A 19,614-nucleotide genomic window follows, 5' to 3' on the forward strand; every position below is an offset into this window, starting at 1 on the left:
CTCCGGCGCCGCCGTGCCAGAAGCCTGGACGCTGCAGGTATTCGCCGGGCCCGCCGACGCAGCGCGCCACGGCATTGTCGAATTCGACCGTCACGCTCTGGGTTGCCGCCATGCCCACGGCGTTCCAGCCGCTGCTGCCGACGCTCACCCCGGGTTGCGCGAGGGTCACCGCCACCAGCTGCGAGCGTTGCTGTTCGTCCTTCACTGTCAGCAGCGCGTGCTCGACCACGGCGGCGCCGGAGCACCAGGGCTTGCTGCCGCTGATACGCACGAAGCCGTCTTCCCGGGCACCGAGCTGCACACCCGCGCCTGGCGGCTCCGCGGCCCACACTGCCCAGGTGCCGGGCAAGGCGTCGCCGTCCAGTTCGGCCAGTATCGCCAGCGCATCGGTATGGCCCTCATACAGCTTGAGCAGCGACAGGTCGGCGCCGGCCACCGTGGCCAGCGCCTGCCAGCGTCGCAGGGTGTCGCCACTGCCGGGCAGCGGCAGACGGTCGAGACCGTCTTCGCTGAGCTGGCGCAGCGCGGCGCCGAGGAAGGCGCCCTGGTGGGCGGGGTCCTGCGGCAACTCGAAGTCGCGCAGAAGGTCGCGCAGGGCGTGCAGGCGATCCTGGGTCATGGGTGTCTCCCCGATGGCAGTTCCTTACCCATCCGGACTGCCAATCCCCCGCTCGGGTTCAGACGAAATTCGCCGCCGCTCCTTCGGTTTGAACGACGGCACGCAGCCTTACTCCTAGTGGTAAGTCCTCCCAGAAGAGACGCCGATGACTATCTCCGTGAACCCCCTCGCCGCGCCGCGGGAGATCTCCGCGCAGCGCACCGTCACCTGGCACCTGACGCTGTTCCTGCTGATCCTGGTCGGCGCGCTGGCCGTGAGCGGGGCGGTGATGGGGCACATCGCCAACCTGCAGGACCAACTGGCCCGCGAGCAGACGCGCTTCTACGTAGGCAAGGCGCTGCAGAACCGCATCGCCACGTCGGAACTGCTGCTCAGGAACAACGCCTTCTGGAACGACGCCTACCGCAACCTCAGCCCGCCGCTGAACCTCGCCTGGGCCTACAACGAGGACAACATCGGCCCGCAGTTGTACAGCGCCAACGGCTACGAGCTGGTCTGCGTGCTCAATCAGGGTGGCGAGGAATACGTCATGGAGGAGGGCCGGCTATCGCGCAACCATTGCACCAGCCTGATGCCGATCAACCTCGACGAACTGCGCGACGACGCCACCGCCGCCGCCCGGCGCGACCGCACCGTGAGCCGCTACGTCAGCGTCGAGGACGCCCCGGCCATCGCCACCGCCGCGCTGGTCAAGTCCTCGCGGGACGGCGCGCCGCTGGACGGCCCGCTGATGATCCTGGTCGACCGGCTGACGCCCACCAAACTGCAGAAGCTGGGCCGCGACTTCGGCGTGGCCGGCCTGCAGATCCAGCCCGATGACCTGCGCGCCAACACCGGCAATGCCGTGACCCTGGGCAACTCCGGCTTCGAGATCAGCTGGCACACGCCGACGCCGGGCACCGACATGCTGCACCGCCTGGCAAGCGCCTGGGCAGCGGTGGTGGTGCTGGTGTTCGTCTTCCTGGTCTGGCTGATCCGCGCGGCGCTGGCCAACGCGCGGGTGGTGGATCACTACCAGCGCAGCCTGAAAGACAGCAACCTGGCGCTGGAAACCAGCGAGCAGCGTTTCAAGGCCATAGCCGAAGCGAGTTCCGACTGGATCTGGGAGACCGACGAGAGCTTCCGCCTGACCTACCTTTCGGCGCGCTTCGAAACCCTCACCGGCTATCGGATCGATGACTGGCTGGGGCGGCGCATCGACGACCTGATCACCTGCGACACCACCAGCCTGATCGCCTGGCTGGAGAAGATTCCCCAGCAGGGCCATTCCACCACGCTGACCTGCGGCTTCCGCGATGCCCACGAGCTGCGGCGCATCTGCAAGTTCACCGCCTCGGGTGCCGGCGGGCGCGGCTACCGCGGCACCAGCGCGGACATCACCCATGAAGTCGAGGCCCATGCGCGCATCCAGCACCTGTCCCTGCACGACGCACTGACCGGGCTGCCCAACCGCAGCAAGCTGGCGAGTTTCATGGACGAACTGCTGGGCAGCGGCCGCGAGCAGCAGCTGGCGGTGCTGATGCTCGACCTCGACCGCTTCAAGCCGATCAACGACACCCTCGGCCATCCCGCCGGCGATGCGGTGCTGCAGATAGTCGCCGAGCGCCTGCGCGAATCGATCCGCGGCGAGGACCTGGTGGCGCGCCTGGGCGGCGACGAGTTCGTCATCGTCGACAGTCAGTCCCAGGGCCGCGAGGACGCCGAGGCCTTCAGCCGCCGCCTGGTGGAAATCATCAACCAGCCCATCGACTACGAAGGGCATGCGCTGCACGTGGGCACCAGCATCGGCATAGTGCTGTCAGGCGACGCCAGCGGCGATGCGCAGAACCTGCTGCGCTGCGCCGACGTCGCCATGTACGAGGCGAAGACCGCCGGGCGCAACGCCTGGCGCTTCTATTCCGAGGTCATGGACCGCCAACTGCTGGCCAAGAAACGCAGCGAAACCGAACTGCGCAACGCGCTGCGCCAGGGCCAGCTGGAACTCTACTACCAGCCGCGCTACCGCGTTGGCGACCTGGCCATCGTCTCCGCCGAGGCGCTGCTGCGCTGGAATCATCCCACCCGCGGCCTGGTGGGGCCGGACGAATTCATCGCGCTGGCCGAGGAGAGCGACCTGATCGTCGACATCGGCCAATGGGTGCTCCGGCAGGCGTGCCGCGAGGCGGCCGGGTGGCCGGAGTCGATGCTGGTGTCGGTGAACATCTCGCCAGCCCAGTTCGCCCACGCCGACATAGTCGGCCAGGTGAAGCAGGCGCTGATGGATTCGGGGCTGTCGGCGCAAAGGCTGGAACTGGAAGTCACCGAGAACAGCATGCTCAGTGATGTCGAGTGCGCGTTGCAGACCATGCAGGAGCTCAAGGACCTGGGGGTGAAGCTGAACATGGACGACTTCGGCACCGGCTACTCGTCCCTGGGCTATCTGCGTTCCTATCCTTTCGACAGCATCAAGATCGACCGCCGCTTCATCGCCACCCTCGACACCACCGGCCGCGACCGTTCCATCGTCCAGGCCATCATCGGCCTGGGCAGGGCGCTGAACCTGGCGGTAACGGCCGAAGGCGTGGAAACCGAAGGCCAGCTGCGCATCCTCGAGGACGAGCAGTGCGGCGAGGTACAGGGCTTCCTGTTCAGCAAGGCGGTGGACCGCCAGGCCCTGGCCCGCCTGCTGAGCGAGGCGCCGCGGGCGGAGGATCAGAGCCCGAACGGGTAGGTCTGGTCCTCGCCCCGGGCGCTGCGGCTGTCCAGCGGGGTGACCGCGCGGGTGCGGGCGAACCACAGGTAGGCGTCGAACTGGCTGCCCAGCAGCGCCCTGAAGTAGTGACTGCGGCGCTCGCTCTCGGGTCGGTAGATCACCCCGATGGCGCGTTCGAGCAGCGGTTCCTCCAGGGTCTGGCGCAGCGTGGGGCGCTGCCGCCAGTCGACCAGGCACATCGGCAGCCCCGTCTCGAGGAACTGCCGCTCCCAGCTGTCGGGCAGGGAGGGGCGCACCTGCTTGAGGGTCAGCTCGCCATCCCACTCGTCCGCCGCGGCCACCAGCCCGCTGTCGGTGCCCATGCCGACCAGCGCCACCGACTCGCCCCAGGTCATCCGGCACAGCTGGCCGAGGTTGAACTGGCCGTTCCAGCCCATCTCGGTGGCGGCGGCGTCGCCGACATGGGAATTGTGCGCCCAGACTACCGCCTTGGCCTGCGGGCCGCGCCGACGCAATACCTGGCGCAGGGTGTCGAACATGTGGTTGTCGCGCAGGTTCCAGGAGTCCGAGCCACCTCGGTACATGGCCCGGTAGTAGTGCTCGGCGGCACGAACCACCCTGGCGTTCTGCGCGGCGTCGAAGGAGTCTTCGTGAGGGTCGAGCGCTTCCAGGCGCGCCATCAGCAGTTCGTTGAGCTGGGTGATGACCGCTTCCTCGCAGGGCGATTCATCGCCTTCGAGCACCGCGCGCCCGTAGCTCACCGGATTGTCCTGCCAGGGTGTCAGGCAGGCATAGCGGCGCCGCGCCTCCGCCGCCTGCTGCGGGTCGTGGCGATCGAGGTAGCGCAGCACCTCGGTGATGGAGCCGCGCAGGCTGTAGATGTCCAGCCCGCGGAACTCCACGCGCTGGTCCGCCGGCAGGTGCGAGTTGTGCTCGCGCAGCCAGGCCAGGAAGGCCTTCACCTCGCGGTTGCGCCACATCCACGCGGGGAAGCGGGTGAAGGGCGGCTCACCGGCCGGCTTGACGTTGCCGCGCAACTGCCGATCGACGGCGGCAGCGTCTGGCCAGTCGCCTTCGATGGCGACGATGTTGAAACCATGCCGCTCCACCAGCAGACGGGTGATGGCCGCGCGCGCCTGGTAGAACTCGGCGGTGCCGTGGCTGGCTTCGCCGATCAGCACGACGCGGGCATCGCCCAGCCGCGCGAAGGGCGCGGCGAACTCCGCCGTAGCAGGGTCGGCCAGTGGCTCGGCATAGCGGCGCAGGACGGCGTTGATGGTGGAAGCGGACGTCGGCGTGGCAGTGACGGGCATGGCGCGGCTCCTCCTGATCGGTTCTGGCGCGGTGTTCTTCTGAAGGGTTCGGCCTTGGCCAGGCGCTGGAGTTCAGCGCAAACGGCCAGCAGGTCCGTCGGGGAATTCTTCTGAACCCGCGTGTACAGCGCGGGTCGGTCCAGACAGGGGCGCCAGCCCCCAACCGTATCCGCAAAAGGAGGAAACCATGACCCAGACGGTCGCCGATCAACTGCTCGAACGCCTCTCGCAATGGGGCGTGCATCGCGTCTTCGGTTACCCCGGCGACGGCATCAACGGGATCATGGGCGCCTTCGGCCGGCGCGCGGAAGATTTCGACTACATCCGTGTCCGTCACGAGGAAATGGCCGCTTTCATGGCCGGGGCCCACGCCAAGTTCACCGGCGAAGTGGGCGTGTGCCTGGCGACCTCCGGGCCGGGAGCGATCCACCTGCTCAATGGCCTTTACGACGCGCGCATGGATCACCAGCCGGTGCTCGCCATCGTCGGCCAGCAGGCGATGACCTCACTGGGCAGCGACTATCAGCAGGAAGTGGACCTGCACACGCTGTTCCGCGACGTGAGCAACTACGTCGAAACCGTGGCCAATCCCGGTCAGCTCCTGCACGTCATCGACCGCGCCCTGCGCGTGGCCTGCAGCGAGCGCCAGGTAACCACCGTGATCATCCCCAACGACGTGCAGCAGATGCCCGCGCAAAAGCCGCCGCACAAGCATGGCCATGTCTACTCCGGCGTCGGCTTCATCACGCCGCGCCCCTATGCCCGTGACGACGAACTGGCCGCTGCGGCGGAAATTCTCAACGCCGGGCGCAAGGTTGCCATCCTCGTCGGCGCCGGTGCGCTGGGCGCCCATGAGGAAGTCGAAGCGGTAGCCGAAGCGCTATCGGCTGGCGTCGCCAAGGCGCTGCTGGGCAAGATGGCGATGGCCGATGACCTGCCTTACGTCACCGGCTCCATCGGCCTGCTCGGCACCCGTGCGAGCTTCGAATTGATGCAGCGCTGCGACACTCTGCTGCTGATCGGCACCACCTTCCCCTACAGCGAGTTCCTGCCCAAACCGGGGCAGGCCAAGGCGGTGCAGATCGACCTGCACGCGCGCAACGTCAGCATGCGCTACCCCATCGACCAGGTGCTGCTGGGCGATGCCGGGGAAACCCTGCGGCGGCTGCTGCCCCTGCTCAAGCCCAAGCGCCACGGCACCTGGCGCATTCGCATCGAGAAGGCCGTGGAAGACAGCTGGAAGGAACTCGAAGCGCAGGCGATGCAGCCCGCCGAACCGATCAATCCGCAGCGGGTGTTCTGGGAGCTTTCCGCGCAGTTGCCCGAAGACGTGATCCTCGCCGGCGACAGCGGCTCGCACACCAACTGGTACGCCCGCGACCTGCGCGTGCGGCCGGGAATGCTCGGCTCGCTGTCCGGCAAGCTGGCCAGCATGGGCAGCGGCGTGCCCTATGCCCTGGCGGCGAAACTCGCACATCCGGATCGCCCGGTGATCGCCATGGTCGGCGACGGCGCCATGCAGATGAACGGCAATGCCGAACTGGTCAGCGTGCAGCAGTACTGCAAGCGCTGGAAGGACAACCCGACCTTCATCGTGCTGGTGCTCAACAACGGCGACCTCAACCAGGTGACCTGGGAGCAGCGCGCCCTGGCCGGCGACCCGGAGTTCGCCGCCGCGCAGGAAGTGATCGACTTCCCCTACGCGCGCTACGCCGAGCTGCTGGGCTTTCGCGGCATCCGCGTGACCGATGCGGCGCACCTGCAGAACGCCTGGCAGGAAGCCTTCGAATCCGACCGGCCGGTGCTGCTGGAGGTACTGACCGACCCTGACGTGCCACCGCTGCCGCCACACATCAGCTTCGACCAGGCACGCAAGCTGCTCGGCGCCTTGCCCGACGACCCGCGCCGCTGGGGCGTGCTGCGCCAGAGCGCGCGGCAGCTGCTGGCGCGCAAATGAATCCACGCAGGAGAAAAACCATGAACAAAGCCAAACTCGCCCGTCCCTTTGCCGCCGTGCTGCTGGCCTGGCTGTCCATCGGCCTGGTCCCGGCCCATGCCGCAGACGCAACCCAGCAAGTACCGACCAATGAGAAGCCCCACGGCCAGAGCCCCGGCCAGGCACCGACGCCGCCGGCTTCGCAGCAGAAGCAGAAGGATGAAGGCCGCACCGACGACAACAGCCAGGTGCAGTCCGAGGAAAGCCGCCAGAAGCAGAAGACCGGGACCCACGACGACCATGACAAGGCCACCACGCCTTCGAACTGACGCAGCGACGGGGCCGGGTGGGGATTCGGGCAAAAAGAAGGCCCCGTCGGACAGGGGCCTGAGGAAACTATCGGAGCCATCTCCACCCTAACAGCCTGGGCGGATACGCCAAGCAACTTGTCGATCTAGGCCGCTTCGCTGAGCTGCATAAGGGGTAGACCAGCCGCGGCCCTGGCTGCTCCTGCCAGGGCGCGGTGCTGTGGCCAGCAGAGCATGCCAGGGCTCACCGACGGGTGAGGCTCCTGCCGAGGCGCCGTCCCGCCACTTTTCCTGAACTCCGCTTCCTGTCGAACCTCTATCGATCAGGCAACCTCATTGCGGAGAACGTGCCATGACCGGCCAGCAGAACCTATCCCCCGGCAAGTCCGTCAGTCCCCGGCAGCGTCGCGGCAAGACACCTACCCGGGCCACTCCGCCGCGCGAAGTCACCATCACCGTTCCGGAGTTGCCCAGCCATGTCGACCCCGCATCCTGACGCCTCCGACAAGGCCGCCGCTGGCAGGGAAGACAGCCCCCGGCGCTCCGACAGGAACCGCTCCGACGAGAACCACGGCGAGCGGAAACCGCCCGAGAAGGCCTCCGCCAAGGGCGGCAACAGCAGCAACAGCGGCAAGAAGGGCGTCATGAGCTTCTCGCGCTTCGCGCAGACGCTGTCGCAATGGTCCGGTCGCCCGCTGACCTTCGGCCTGGCCTGCGTGCTGCTGGTGGGCTGGGCGCTGAGCGGGCCGTTCTTCCACTACAACAACACCTGGCAACTGGTGATCAACACCTCGACCACCATCATCACCTTCCTCATGGTCTTCCTCATCCAGAGCACGCAGAACCGCGATACCGACGCGCTGCACATCAAGATCGACGAGCTGTTGCGCACCACCCGGCGCGCCCACGACGTGCTGATGGGGCTGGACGAGATGGACAGCGAGGAGCTGCAGAAACTGCGCAAGACCTACGAGAAGATGGGGGAGGAGTGCGCCGAGGACGACTCGCCCCAGGAAGTAGCGCAACGCGAACAGCAGGGGCCCGCCGAACAGCCGGACGACTCCCCGCGCAAGGCTGACTCCTGAACCCCGTCGGGCATTCTGCATCCTGGTGGCGTTGCGCTTCGGGCTTTTGGCTAGTGGCTCGGCGCCATTAAACGGCCTGCAGGCCGCGCGGCATGGGCACTCCGCTGCAAAGTGGTTCGGGCGTGGAACTTGCTGTACTCCCTGCCTCGACATGGGAGATGCGCAACATGCAAACGCTGAACAACAAGATGGTCCTGGTGCTGGAAGAAACCCCCGAACAACTGCAGCGCCTGGAGGATCACCTGCTGGGCCAGGGACATGCCGTGCTCAGCGCGCTGAGCGAAGAGGAGGCCATCGAGCACCTGGTGTCGTCCTCGGTCATCGACCTGTTCCTCATCGACGAGCAGCTCACCGGCCCCTTGACCGGCGCTGCGCTGATCGAGGCGTGCCTTCCGCTGCGCCCGCGCATGCGCGTGCTGGTGCTGTCGCCCTGGGCGGAAGGGGAGGAAGAGGGTGCGCCCTATCCGGTGCTGCCCAAGTCGATCGAGCTCGACAAGCTCGACAGTGCCATTCAGCGGACGCTGCGCAATCCACCGGTGCAACCCTGGCTGCTGAACTAACCTGCTTCGCGGGAGCGGTGGCGACGGCTCGCCGAGCGGCCCTCGCCACCCGATTCCCGCCGCCCTGAACCGTTGAACAGGAGAAGCATCCATGCACGCCTACCTGATCCATTACAGCCGCGACGGCCAGCCGATGAGCACCGTGCTCCTGCAGGAAAGCCTGAACCGCGAGCAGGCCGAGCGCTTCGTACGCGCGTTGCATGGGCCGGTGGGGCGTGATTCGCGAGCGGACATCCGCGTCAGCGAGGTGCTTTGCACGCACTGAGCTTGCGCCATTCGTCGCGCCGATGGTGACTGCGCCGGCTGCCGGGACTCAGCAGAGTAGACCCGACCGCCAGAAAAGGAGCAGGCAATGGCCAAGCACATCATCCATTTCACCGGCCCGATCAATTCGTCCACCTGCGGCAACCTCATCGGCACCTGCACGCGGGCGCTGCAGCAGGGCGCCACGCACCTGCAGCTGAACATCGTCACAATGGGCGGCGATTGCGCCTACGGCTTCAGCCTGTACAACTACCTGCTGGCGTTGCCGGTGCAGGTGGACACGCACAACCTCGGCACGGTCGAGTCCATGGGCAACATCCTCTTCCTGGCCGGCAAGCACCGCACGGCCTGCCCGCTGAGCAAGTTCCTGTTCCATCCCTTCCACTGGACGCTGCATGGATCGGTCGATCACGCGCGCATGATGGAATACGCCGCGAGCCTCGAGCACGACCTGCGCCTGTACGACCAGATCGTCAGCCAGCACACCCGCGGCGCGGTCGAACACCTGGACATCCCCCGTTGCCTGACGGGGCAGTCGAAGATCCTCGATCCGGAAGAGGCGCTGGCCTGCGGGCTGATCCACGCCATCGACGCCCTGCCGATTCCAGATGCCGCCTGCCAGTGGAGCGTCCACGCCTGAGCGCCACCGGGGAAAAAATCCGAACCATCGCCATCGAGGTCTTTCCACCGAGGGACATCAACCCAGAGGAGGACCCACCATGCGAGCACAATCCATGCAGGACCGCTCCGGCGAACACGGCTCCATGACCGTGCGCGAAATCATGAGCCGCGAAGTCAGGACGATTTCCCCCGACACCACGCTGCAGGAGGCAGCCTTGCTGATGCGCCAGGTGGACGTGGGCGCCTTGCTGGTCAATGACGGCGACCAGCTCAGCGGCATCGTCACCGACCGTGACCTGGTGATCCGCGCCCTGGCCGATGGGCTGGACGCGCGGACGCCGGTGAGCGAAGTCATGAGCGGCGAGGTCTGCTACTGCTTCGATGACGAATCGGTCGACCACGTCGCGAAGAACATGGCGCAGATCGAGAAACGCCGCCTGGCCGTGGTCAACCGCGAGAAGCGCCTGGTTGGCATCGTGTCGCTGGCCAACGTCGCCAGCTGCAACGCCGACAAGGTCAGCGCCAACCTCCTGCGCGGGGTAGCGCGGGCGCACTGATGGTTGCCGCGGAGCACCGCTGAGGTTCGCTTCCGGAGGAGCGGACCTTGTCCGCGAAGGGTGAGCATGGCACGCCCTGTCAGGATTTCGCGGATAAGATCCGCTCCTACGAGAGGGGGACCCTGTAGGAGCGAGCTTGCTCGCGAACCCGGTTTCCCGGATGCATTGGCGCCGTCGGTAACTCCTGTTCGCGAGCAAGCTCGCTCCTACGAAACGCCGAGCAGTTGCAGTGCATCGGCGCGAACGTCCGCGCGCTCGTAGGAGCGGACCTTGTCCGCGAAATCCATCCGGCAAGGGTGCAGTGCCCGACCGCCTGCGCACGCTTCGTGCTCAAACGACCCGCTTGCGCAGCCGTGCAATAAGCTTCTGCCGCTGCTCGCTGTCCGCTTCCCAGACCTTGCCGTCCAGCGCGTGGCAGATCAGCCAGATTTCCTCATTGTTCAACATCACCGCACCGCCGCCGGATTCCGCGCGGCGCTTGCGATAGGCGGCCTGCTTTTCCGCATTGGTCAGCGCGCCTTCCTTGCGCGGCCGGCCCTTGCGTGGGGCTTCGAAGGCGTCGCGGGTGGCTCTGTCCTTGGCATCTTTCACGTCAAGCTCCTTGGCTTCGGTAACGCGTTACGGTTGATTGTGCCTGGAAATGGCAACGCGTTACCAATATTCCACACTCGCCCGTGCTGGCAATCGTCCCCCTGCGAGGTAATGGCCGCTGCTCGTCGTGATGGAATGAATCGCCACCGGGCAACTGATTCGAACTCCCGCCACCTCCTGTTTTCAATTCTGGTGTCAGCGGCGCCCTGGGCGTCGCTCATTCCTTGCGCCTTCCTGGCGCGTCAGCGGAGGTACACCATGAGCAGCAACCTGCAAGGCAAGAAGGTCCTGATCATCACCGCCAACACCGGCATCGAGCGCGACGAACTGCTCAAGCCCATGCAGGCATTGAAGGAGCAGGGCGCCAACGTCACCCACGCCAGCGTGAAAGGCGGCCAGGCCCAGACCTGGGTGAAGGACAGCGAAAAGGACGTGGCGGTGAACAGCGACACCCAGCTCAAGGGCGTTGAAGCCGGCGACTACGACCTGCTGGTGATTCCCGGCGGCACCGTGAATGCCGACACCCTGCGCCAGGACGCCGATGCCCAGCGCCTGGTGAAGGAGTTCCGCGATGCCGGCAAGCCGGTGGCCGCCATCTGCCACGGCCCCTGGCTGCTGATCGATGCTGGCGTCACCGACGGCAAATCGCTGACTTCCTACGCCAGCGTGCGCACTGACCTGGTGAATGCCGGCGCCGACTGGGTGGACGCCCAGGTGCAGGTCTGCCCCGCCCAGGGCTGGACGCTGATCACCTCGCGCACTCCCGACGACCTGCCGGCGTTCAACGACGCCATCGGCAAGACCCTGCAGGCGGCCTGAACCATGGCCAGGCGTGCTTCTTCACTGCGCATCGCCACGTTCAACGTCAACGGCATCCAGACGCGCCTGGCCGGGCTGCTCGCCTGGCTGGAGCGTGAGGCACCGGATGTGGTGTGCCTGCAGGAACTCAAGGCGCCGGACAGCCGTTTCCCCGTGCAGGCGCTGGAGGCGGCGGGTTACGGGGCGATCTGGCAGGGGCAGACTTCCTGGAACGGCGTGGCCATCCTCGCGCGCGGCGCGCAACCGCTGGAGGTGCGCCGTGGTCTGCCCGGCAACGAGGCGGACAGCCACAGCCGCTACCTGGAAGCGGCCGTGCACGGCGTGCTGGTGGCCTGCCTCTACCTGCCCAACGGCAACCCGCAGCCGGGCCCGAAGTTCGACTACAAGCTGGACTGGTTCGAGCACCTGATCCGCCATGCCGCCGGCCTCATGGACAGCGGCCATCCGACGGTACTCGCCGGGGACTTCAACGTGGTGCCGACCGACTTCGACATCTACGACACCCGCTCCTGGAAGAAGGACGCCCTGCTGCAGCCGGAATCCCGCGAATGCTTCGCCCGGTTGCTGCAGCAGGGCTGGACGGATGCGCTGCGGCAGCGCTATCCGGATGAACGCGTCTACACCTTCTGGGATTACTTCCGTAATCACTGGCAGCGCAACGCCGGCCTGCGCATCGACCACCTGCTGCTCAGCCGCAGCCTGGCTGACAGCCTGCTGGATGCGGGAGTGGATAGCTGGGTGCGCGGCGAAGAGCACGCCAGCGACCATGCGCCGACCTGGGTGAGTCTGCGACGGCCCAAAGCCAAGGGCGGTTAGGCCGGATTCGCGCGGGACGAGGATCGCAGGGGCGCGGGGGAGTCAGGCGGAATCCATCGCGGATGAATCCGCTCCTACGCCGAGCATGCCGACCCACCGGGTTGCCCTTCGCACCGAGTGGTTGACGGAGAGGGTCGGCGTGAGTGGCCTCGTGATCTCAGTGCGGCGTTCCGATCATCGAGGCGGAGTCGGTGAGGGCCAGGGCGCGACGCAAGGTCAGCGCCAGGGAGGCGACGGCCGTCACGCTGGCCCAGTGCTCGGGCCGGATGCGCGCGGCGGCGAGAATGGTTTCCCCGGTATCCAGCGCCGCCAGGCGGACCGAGAGCGTGGCATCGCATTCCAGGGTGCATTCGCACTCCAGGTGCGCAAAGCACGCTTCCAGAACGTCTTTCGCCAGGATGAACTCCTGCATGATTGCCCCCTTGTTGTCGGTGCTTGTCGGGCACGCTTGCGTAAACCAGTCAAGGAGCAATTCGCAGGCCAGGCCTGGAGGAGGGCGCAAGCGGCATGGCACCGTGGGGCATGCGCGGAATCTGCAAGATGCCGCCCTGGATTCATTGCAGTTTGCAAAGGCTGCCGCCTGGTTTGCTGCTCGTCCCATGGCGCTGGTGCCCGAGGCGCGGAGGTTTACCCAGGAGCGAACCCTGCCCGCGAAACCCCGGCACCGCCGCCACGCCCTGTCAGGCGAAATCCACCAGATACTGCGCCAAGGTGCGCGCGCAGGCTGAGATGCCATCGGCGAGGACCATCTCGTAGCCGTGGGTGTTTTCCGTGGGGATGCCCAGGCAGCCGGTCTGCGGGCAGATGCCGCTGGCCAGTACGGCACTGGCATCCGAGGCGAAGTCCAGCAGCAGCGCGTATTGCGGCTGGTAGCCGCTGCGCACGCCGGCGCGATACAGCTGCTCGGCCACCGAGCGGGTGTAATAGGCCTTCTGGTCGCCGGTGTTGATCACCGGGTCGACGCTCAGTTGCGTCGCGTATTCCGGCAGCACCGGGGCGACCTCGATGGCCAGCGTGACGTCGCCGGGCAGCATCCTGGCGGCATACATGGCGCCGGAGTTGGATTCTTCCTCCATGGTGGTGAAGACGAAGTAGACGTCGCAGCCCAGTTCATGCCGCCGCGTCGCCAGCAGCGCGGCGCATTCGATACAGGCGGCCAGCGGCGCGCGGTCATCGAGGAAGTGCGCGGCGATGGTGTCGCCCACGCGCCAGGGCTGGCGCCAATGCCGCGACAACACCACCCGGGTGCCCGGCCGGACTCCGGCTTCGCGCAGCTGCTGCTTGCTCAGGCGCGTCACCACATGCACATCCGCCCACTGCACCGCGCCGCTCTGCACATCCTTGCCCTGGGGCGACTCGCTGGTGATGTGCATCGAGCCGAACGACAGCACGCCGGGCAATGCGCCGCCCTCGGCGAGGATGTCCACCGGGCAGACACCGAAATTGACCGGGTTCGCGCCGCCCAGCGCCACCACCCGCAGCGCACCGTCCTCCTCGACGCGCTTGACGATCATGGCGATCTCATCCAGGTGCGCCATGACCTTCACCGCCGGGCCGTTGGCCGGCGCGCCCCGGATCAGGCCGATGAGGTTGCCCGCGGGGTCGGTCCAGACGCGGTCGCAGGATTTCACCAGCTCGCCATGGCAGACGGCACGCACCTCGTCTTCCTGGCCGCCAGGGCCGCGGGCGAGCAGCAGTTCGTCGAGCAGGCGGTTGCCGCTGCCGGGCGGGGTGGGGTGGATGGCTTCCATCGGCGATGCTCCTGTCAGTGATGCTGAGCGGAGGACTTGCCGGCCGGCGCCGAGGTTCAACCGAACGGCTGAACGAGCCGGCCGTGCCTTTTTCGATGGAACTGCCCGACTGTCGCGCCAGTCAGTGCATGAAACACAGCCATGAACCGGAGGCGCCATGCAGCAGGAGTCGTTGGCCAAGCGGTACCGCGTCCGCTTTGTGAGGAATGGCCAGGCATTCGAATTCCATGCCGACGATCCCGTCATGAGCGAAGCCCGCGCCTGGTTCCACGTGGCCCGCCACCTGCACATCCCGGTCAACGACCTGCAGGGTTTCCAGTTGCTCTACCACACCATTCGACGCCACGTGGAAGCGCATAACGTGCGCGACGTGAGCTTCGAGGATGCTGCCGGCTGATTCATTTCGGTCGCGGTTCGTGAAGCCGCAAGTCCGGACGGGACAACCTGTCTTCACGCAGATCGCGTACGGCCCTCGTCAATGCACGGGCGACGTTGCGCACCTCTTCCTGCACCGCCGTGTCGGCGTCCAGTTCATCGTGGCTGGTCGCGTACGGGCGGTAGTAGCCGATGTAGCGTTCCAGCCGTGCCATGGCGCCGGCGTCCACCAGGCCCATCCAGTCCAGCCAGTCCGACAGGGCATGGCGTACGCCCTCGATACCGGCCACGTCGCCATGCACCACCACGCCATAGGCGCGGCCCGCCAGATGCTTGGGATAGGGCCAGCCGTCCAGTTCGATGCGCTTGGCCCGGGCCGCATCCTTGCCTTGCGTGCTGGTCGGGTCCGGGTTGCCGCCGTCGGCGCAGACCAGGCGGTCGATCATCAGCTTCAGCGGGCCGGGCGACTGGTACCAGTACACCGGCGTGATCAGCAGCACGCCATCGGCCGCGACCCAGCGCGGGTAGATGGCATTCATCACGTCGCCGACCTGGTCCAGCGAATGGTTGGGGTAGCAACTGCACGGCCAATGGCAGAGCGGCATCGCGGTCGAAACGCAGGCCTTGCAGGGGAAGATGCGCTGGCCGTATTCGGAGGTGAGCAGGCTGAGGTCGAGCAGGTCCGCTTCGATGCCCGCCAGGCGCAGCTCGACTTCCGCCAGGCGCGCCATGCGCCAGCTCTTGGACAGCTCGCCTGGACAGCTGCCATCGTTGCGCGCCGAACCGGTGACGATCAGCACGCGCGGCGGCAGGCTGCGTGACAGGCGCTGCCGTTCTGCGGCGTGGATCGCCTGGCGCGCCTCGATCCAGTCCACCGCCAGCTCGTACTCCGGGTCGGCGTAGCCAGGCCCGGCCTTGCGCTTGAGCGGCGCCTTGCGGCTGTCCCGATAGGCCTCCCAGGCGATGCTCTCGATGCGCTGCAGGGCGGCGTCCTCGGCGCGGTAGGCGGGGTCCTTGAAACGTTCGCGAAAGCGCGCGGAAAAGGTCTCGCGGTCGATCTTCTCCGGCGCCTCGCCGTGGCGCGGGCGGATGCTCATCAGGCCTCCTTCGGGGCTCGGTACGACCGCCGCAGCGGCCCATGCTGTTGCGAGGGGCAGGGCTTGGGCGAGTTCAAACATTCCCCCCGGCGGCGCCGGCGCGAACCTCCGGGCAGAGTGGCTGAACCTTGCCGCTAGGCCCCAGTCAGCCGAAGACGACGGGCGACGGAGAACCCCATGCAAGCCGTGCTTTCGACCGGGTACCTGCTGTATGTCCTGCTGCCGCTCTGGCTCGCGGCGGGCTTCGCCGACTGGCTGTGCCATCGTCGCACGGACATCGCCCATACCAGCGGCACCCGCGAATCGGCGCTGCACCTGCTGATGCTGCTGGAAGTCGGGGTGCCGCTGCAGGCCGCGCTGTTCCTGCAGATAAACGCCGGGCTGATCCTGCTGATGCTGGTGTGTTTCCTCGCCCATGAGCTGACCGCCCTGTGGGATGTGAGCATGGCCGTGCAGCAGCGCCGGGTCTCGCCCATCGAGCAGCACGTGCACAGCTTCCTGGAGCTGATCCCGTTCATGGCCATCAGCGTGGTCTGCCTGCTGCACTGGGACCAGGCCAGCGCGTTGCTGCCGGGCCAGTGGGAGCGGGCGCAGTTCGAGTTGCGTCGCAAGGAACCGGCGCTGCCCGACGCCTACGTGGTCGGCATCATCACCGCCACCCTGCTGCTCTCGGTCCTGCCGTACCTGGAGGAATTGCTGCGCTGTCATCGCGCCGCGCGGCGTCACCAGCCACCGAACCTGGAGGTACATCGACCATGAATTCACCCCCATCCAACCCCGGCCACCTGCAGGGCTGGGAACGCGTCTTGTCCATCGGCGCCGGGCTGGTCCTGACCGGCGCGGCATTACAGCGAAGAGTGGCGCTCCCCTGGGTGGCTGCCGGCTTGCTGTGCGGCCTGCGTGGCGTGCGCGGGCATTGCCGGGCCAAGGCGCTGCTGGAGGACCCCGCGCAGGAGCTGCAACGCCTCGCCGCACGCCTGCATGGACTGGCGGCGCGCATCGAGAGGATGAGCCAGCGCCTGGAGCCCGCCCGGCCCGTTGGGGAAAATCCGCTGGCCCCGGAGAGAGACCAACTCAAACGCTACGAGGAGTGACGAGCATGCCTGATACCCGGACCTTTACCGTGCATTACCGACTCCACGACCAGCCCTGCAGCATCGAAGTGAACAGCTTCTCCGGCTCGCTGACGCCGGACCAGGCGCGCTTCTATGTGCAGGCGCGGCATGCCGAGGCCAACCCGGCGGACATCACCGATATCCGCATCGAGCTTCCCTGAGCCTGGGGCGCGCGCCAGTCGCCGGGCCACCACGGGAATACGCCCGTCGGCCAGGTCGAACTCGCGCGCACGCCAGCGGCTCCACGCAGATGTACCCACCGCAGGAGATTGCACCATGAACCCGCAGAACGATTCGCCCCGCCAGGGCACCGAAGCCGGCCGCCAGAACATCCCCGGCGAGCTGCATCCGGAATGGGAAAAGGACGGCGACCGCGCCGACCAGCCGCCCAGCGAAGAACCCGAGGTCTCTCCCAGTGACCCGGACATCGCCGGGATCGGCGAGGAGAACCGCCCCGGCTGACGCCCGTGCCAAACCCGCCCGGCCTTGCGCCGGGCGGCTCGTTCAGGGCCGCAGGATGACCTTGCGGCAATCCTCCAGCTTGCGATTGAAGATGTCATAACCCTGGGCGGCCTCTTCCAGCGTCATGCGGTGGGTGATGATTTCCTCGGGGCGCAGGTTGCCCTCGTTGATCGCCTCCAGCAGTTCCGGCAGCAGGGGTTGGACATGGGTCTGGCCCATCTTGAAGGTCAGCCCCTTGTCGAACGCATCACCGAACAGGAAGCCGTGAATGAAGCCGGCATACACGCCCGGCACGCTGATCGTGCCGCCACGCCGCACCGCGGCGATGCACTGGCGCAGCGCCTTGCCGCTGCTGGTCTCGACCTTCAGGGCGGTGAGGACGGTCTCGGTGGTGCTGCCCTTGGCCTCGAAGCCGACGGCGTCCACCACCGCGTCGACGCCGCGATGGCCGGGCGTCTGCGAGATGATGGTGGCCGCAGGGTCGTCGTCGATGTCGAAGTTGATCGGGATGACGCCGTAGGTGTGCTCGGCGAAATGCAGCCGGTAGGCATGGTGGTCGACCATGAAGATCCTGTCGGCGCCGAGCATCCGCGCGCAGGCGGCGGCCATCAGCCCGACCGGGCCGGCTCCGTAGATCGCCACGCTGCTGCCGGGGCCGACGCCGGCATTGAGTACTGCCTGGTAGCCGGTGGGCAGGATGTCGGTGAGGAACAGCACGCGCTCGTCATCGAGGATATCGGGTACCACGAAGGGGCCGGCATTGGCCTTGGGCACCCGTACATATTCTGCCTGGCCGCCCGGTACGCCGCCGTACAGGTGGCTGTAGCCGAACAACGCAGCGCCCGGCGGAATCTGCTTCTTGTTGAGGATCGCGCCGCGCCCGTCATTGGTGGTTTCGCAGGCGGCGTGCAGGTTCATCTGGCAGAAGAAGCACTGCCCGCAGGCGATGACGAAGGGGATGATGACCCTGTCGCCCGGCTGCACCGCAGTGACGCCGCTGCCGACTTCCTCGACTATGCCCATGAACTCGTGGCCGAGGATGTCGCCGCTTTCCACCCTGGGGATCTTGCCGCGGTAGAGGTGCAGGTCCGAGCCGCAGATCGCTGTGGCGGTGACCTTGAGGATGATGTCGTCCGCTTCCTTGAGGACCGGGTCGGGTACGTTGTCGACGCGCACGTCGTGGCTGCCGTGGTAGGTCAGTGCTCGCATGACGGTCTCCTGTCACAGGTGCCCGCGGGGGCGCCTGCTCGGGTGGGGGAGGCGCGGGGCGCGCCGGGAGCATGGGCGTGCGGTCCGCCTGCGCGGCGTGCCCATGCCTGCTGTGAACCATGGCCGGGGAGGCTGTTCAGATTTCTTCCCCGGCGGTCATGCGCTTGCGCCAGCGTCGCTAGCTGAGCTGCACCCACAGCGAGAACAGCGCCATGACCGCCCAGAACGCGGCGAACAGGAAGGGCGTGCGCCGCGAGAACAACAGTGACTTGTCGAAGCTCGCCCGGTCGGATTCCCGTTCGCTGAACAGCGGCGATTCGTCGTAGGCGCGGCCCATCTTCGGCTCGCTGCGCAGCAGCTGCGTCTGCTTGAAGTGCCAGTGGTGGATGATGTCCGACGAGGCCTTGATGCCGGGCCAGGCATGCAGCGAGTTGATGAGCCCCAGCAAGGCCAGGAGGCCGGGAATCACCAGAGTGAACACCTCGCCCCAGGCGGGGTTCAGGTTGGCCATGGACGAGGCGTAGGCGATGACCAGGAAGGACTGCGCAGTGAGGTAGGCGTTGGTCCGGCTGGACAGCATGCCCATCTCGTAGTGGATCTCGCGCCGGTAGAAGTCCAGCCGCTCCTTGGGCGTGCCGAACATGTGGGTGTTGTCGGGCTCCAAGTCCTGTCCCGGAGCGGTAATCAACCGCGACATAGGCTGCCTTGTTGTCATGGAGTGGATGAAGGCTTTTCGCCGGGACGCCAGGGAACGATCCCCATGCCGCATGCCGGGAAACACCTCCGCGGGCAAGACCGTGCGCGATAGCCGACCTACAGGTGCGAAGGGCTGGAGAAGGCGAAGTTCAGTGAGTTCGATGGACGGGGCCGCCGCGTGGTAGTCGGCGGATAACCCGTTCCGGGTTATGCGCCCTACGCCTGCGCAAACCGGCACCCCGAACCCGTAGGAGCGGACCTTGTCCGCGAATGCTCAGCCCGTGCACAAGGGCTTCGCGGAGAAGCTCCGCTCCTACGAAAGCGGTCCTGTCGCCGACAGGTGATCGTAGGGCGCAAACCTGCACTTGTAGGAGCGGACCTTGTCCGCGATGTCTCAGCCCGTGCACAAAGGCTTCGCGGAGAAGCTCCGCTCCTACGAAAAAGCCGAATCGCCGCCAGGCAAAAAAATGCCCTCGCAAGCGAGGGCAGGAGACTTGGAGAAGACGCCACCTTCAACCTAGCAGGTTGGCGGCCCCCGTGAAGGATCGTCCTGTGCTAGGCCGCTGCGCTGCGCGGCATATGCCGATGCCAGGGCAATGCGTCGCGCCTGGCTTGGCCACCTGGCCCCTCGTCAATTGTGCTGAACGATTGCGCACGCTCTACCTCCTAGCGGAATACACCCTGGCAACGGCGCCGGACCACTGCGCCGTCGGCAGGCGCCCCCGCAA

Annotated in this window: 22 protein-coding genes and 1 pseudogene; 15 read left to right on the top strand and 8 right to left on the bottom strand. The window is 66.9% G+C overall.

The genetic code is table 11. The annotated features are described in order from the left end of the window. Positions 1-619 (bottom strand): annotated as a pseudogene (locus ACCC94_RS02710) (acyl-CoA dehydrogenase); the annotation flags it as partial. A gap of 145 nt (positions 620-764) precedes the next feature. Between ACCC94_RS02710 and ACCC94_RS02715 the strand changes: the two are divergent. After that, positions 765-3,329: an EAL domain-containing protein gene (locus ACCC94_RS02715; RefSeq protein ID WP_413347917.1), complete on the top strand. Its 2,565-nt coding sequence runs from the start codon at positions 765-767 to the stop codon at positions 3,327-3,329. Here the strand turns inward: ACCC94_RS02715 and ACCC94_RS02720 are convergent. Next, positions 3,311-4,624 (bottom strand): erythromycin esterase family protein, encoded by a 1,314-nt coding sequence (locus ACCC94_RS02720; protein ID WP_413347918.1) that lies wholly within the window; start codon positions 4,622-4,624, stop codon positions 3,311-3,313. The two genes, ACCC94_RS02715 and ACCC94_RS02720, sit on opposite strands and share 19 nt — an antisense overlap. Positions 4,625-4,811: 187 nt before the next feature. Here ACCC94_RS02720 and ACCC94_RS02725 point away from each other — a divergent pair, with 187 nt between their 5' ends. The 7 genes from ACCC94_RS02725 (at position 4,812) to ACCC94_RS02755 (ending at position 9,955) form a co-directional block, all read left to right on the top strand. After that, positions 4,812-6,581, top strand: coding sequence for a thiamine pyrophosphate-requiring protein (locus ACCC94_RS02725; RefSeq protein WP_413347919.1), 1,770 nt, complete (start codon positions 4,812-4,814; stop codon positions 6,579-6,581). Between the two features lie 20 nt (positions 6,582-6,601). Then, complete coding sequence (locus ACCC94_RS02730; protein ID WP_413347920.1) at positions 6,602-6,889, top strand: hypothetical protein; 288 nt, start codon at positions 6,602-6,604, stop codon at positions 6,887-6,889. A gap of 623 nt (positions 6,890-7,512) precedes the next feature. Continuing rightward, positions 7,513-7,953: a low affinity iron permease family protein gene (locus ACCC94_RS02735; RefSeq protein WP_413347981.1), complete on the top strand. Its 441-nt coding sequence runs from the start codon at positions 7,513-7,515 to the stop codon at positions 7,951-7,953. Between the two features lie 167 nt (positions 7,954-8,120). Then, positions 8,121-8,513: a response regulator gene (locus ACCC94_RS02740; protein ID WP_413347921.1), complete on the top strand. Its 393-nt coding sequence runs from the start codon at positions 8,121-8,123 to the stop codon at positions 8,511-8,513. Positions 8,514-8,604: 91 nt separating this feature from the next. Further along, entirely contained in the window at positions 8,605-8,778 is a 174-nt protein-coding gene (locus ACCC94_RS02745) for a hypothetical protein (RefSeq protein WP_413347922.1), read from the top strand. 87 nt (positions 8,779-8,865) lie between these two features. Next, the gene (locus ACCC94_RS02750; protein WP_413347923.1) at positions 8,866-9,417 is read left to right on the top strand and encodes an ATP-dependent Clp protease proteolytic subunit; all 552 of its coding nucleotides are present in this window, start codon (positions 8,866-8,868) and stop codon (positions 9,415-9,417) included. Between the two features lie 124 nt (positions 9,418-9,541). After that, on the top strand, positions 9,542-9,955 hold the full coding sequence (locus ACCC94_RS02755) for a CBS domain-containing protein (protein WP_413347982.1): 414 nt from the start codon (positions 9,542-9,544) through the stop codon (positions 9,953-9,955). 330 nt (positions 9,956-10,285) lie between these two features. On the opposite strand, the gene ACCC94_RS02760 is transcribed toward ACCC94_RS02755, so the two are convergent. Then, positions 10,286-10,546, bottom strand: a complete 261-nt coding sequence (locus ACCC94_RS02760) for a hypothetical protein (protein WP_413347924.1) — start codon at positions 10,544-10,546, stop codon at positions 10,286-10,288. Between the two features lie 258 nt (positions 10,547-10,804). On the opposite strand from ACCC94_RS02760, the gene ACCC94_RS02765 reads away from it, so the two are divergent. Further along, entirely contained in the window at positions 10,805-11,365 is a 561-nt protein-coding gene (locus ACCC94_RS02765; protein WP_413347925.1) for a type 1 glutamine amidotransferase domain-containing protein, read from the top strand. A gap of 3 nt (positions 11,366-11,368) precedes the next feature. Next, on the top strand, positions 11,369-12,181 hold the full coding sequence (locus tag ACCC94_RS02770) for an exodeoxyribonuclease III (RefSeq protein WP_413347926.1): 813 nt from the start codon (positions 11,369-11,371) through the stop codon (positions 12,179-12,181). 157 nt (positions 12,182-12,338) lie between these two features. Here ACCC94_RS02770 and ACCC94_RS02775 read toward each other — a convergent pair whose 3' ends face one another. Together ACCC94_RS02775 and ACCC94_RS02780 are read right to left on the bottom strand one after the other, a co-directional pair. Beyond that, entirely contained in the window at positions 12,339-12,593 is a 255-nt protein-coding gene (locus ACCC94_RS02775; RefSeq protein WP_413347927.1) for a DUF1652 domain-containing protein, read from the bottom strand. Between the two features lie 268 nt (positions 12,594-12,861). Next, entirely contained in the window at positions 12,862-13,932 is a 1,071-nt protein-coding gene (locus tag ACCC94_RS02780; protein ID WP_413347928.1) for a M42 family peptidase, read from the bottom strand. Positions 13,933-14,176: 244 nt separating this feature from the next. Between ACCC94_RS02780 and ACCC94_RS02785 the strand changes: the two genes are divergently transcribed. After that, positions 14,177-14,329 carry a hypothetical protein gene (locus ACCC94_RS02785; RefSeq protein WP_413347929.1) on the top strand — a complete coding sequence of 51 codons (153 nt, stop codon included), beginning with the start codon at positions 14,177-14,179 and terminating at the stop codon, positions 14,327-14,329. A gap of 1 nt (position 14,330) precedes the next feature. On the opposite strand, the gene ACCC94_RS02790 is transcribed toward ACCC94_RS02785, so the two are convergent. Beyond that, positions 14,331-15,404 (bottom strand): flavodoxin family protein, encoded by a 1,074-nt coding sequence (locus tag ACCC94_RS02790; protein ID WP_413347930.1) that lies wholly within the window; start codon positions 15,402-15,404, stop codon positions 14,331-14,333. Between the two features lie 177 nt (positions 15,405-15,581). Between ACCC94_RS02790 and ACCC94_RS02795 the strand changes: the two genes are divergently transcribed. The 4 genes from ACCC94_RS02795 (at position 15,582) to ACCC94_RS02810 (ending at position 16,981) form a co-directional block, all read left to right on the top strand. Continuing rightward, positions 15,582-16,163, top strand: coding sequence for a diguanylate cyclase (locus tag ACCC94_RS02795; protein WP_413347931.1), 582 nt, complete (start codon positions 15,582-15,584; stop codon positions 16,161-16,163). Then, entirely contained in the window at positions 16,160-16,498 is a 339-nt protein-coding gene (locus tag ACCC94_RS02800; RefSeq protein WP_413347932.1) for a hypothetical protein, read from the top strand. Before ACCC94_RS02795 ends, ACCC94_RS02800 begins: the two co-directional genes overlap by 4 nt. Positions 16,499-16,503: 5 nt before the next feature. Further along, positions 16,504-16,680, top strand: a complete 177-nt coding sequence (locus ACCC94_RS02805) for a hypothetical protein (protein WP_413347933.1) — start codon at positions 16,504-16,506, stop codon at positions 16,678-16,680. A 115-nt stretch (positions 16,681-16,795) separates the two neighbouring features. Next, positions 16,796-16,981 carry a hypothetical protein gene (locus ACCC94_RS02810; protein ID WP_017518741.1) on the top strand — a complete coding sequence of 62 codons (186 nt, stop codon included), beginning with the start codon at positions 16,796-16,798 and terminating at the stop codon, positions 16,979-16,981. 42 nt (positions 16,982-17,023) lie between these two features. Here ACCC94_RS02810 and ACCC94_RS02815 read toward each other — a convergent pair whose 3' ends face one another. Both ACCC94_RS02815 and ACCC94_RS02820 read right to left on the bottom strand, forming a co-directional pair. Further along, entirely contained in the window at positions 17,024-18,190 is a 1,167-nt protein-coding gene (locus ACCC94_RS02815) for a zinc-dependent alcohol dehydrogenase (protein ID WP_413347934.1), read from the bottom strand. Positions 18,191-18,368: 178 nt separating this feature from the next. Then, the gene (locus ACCC94_RS02820) at positions 18,369-18,887 is read right to left on the bottom strand and encodes a hypothetical protein (RefSeq protein WP_413347935.1); all 519 of its coding nucleotides are present in this window, start codon (positions 18,885-18,887) and stop codon (positions 18,369-18,371) included. Between the last annotated feature and the right edge of the window lie 727 nt (positions 18,888-19,614).

This window comes from Pseudomonas sp. Pseusp97 (assembly GCF_047304025.1).
In the GTDB taxonomy this organism is placed as follows: domain Bacteria; phylum Pseudomonadota; class Gammaproteobacteria; order Pseudomonadales; family Pseudomonadaceae; genus Pseudomonas.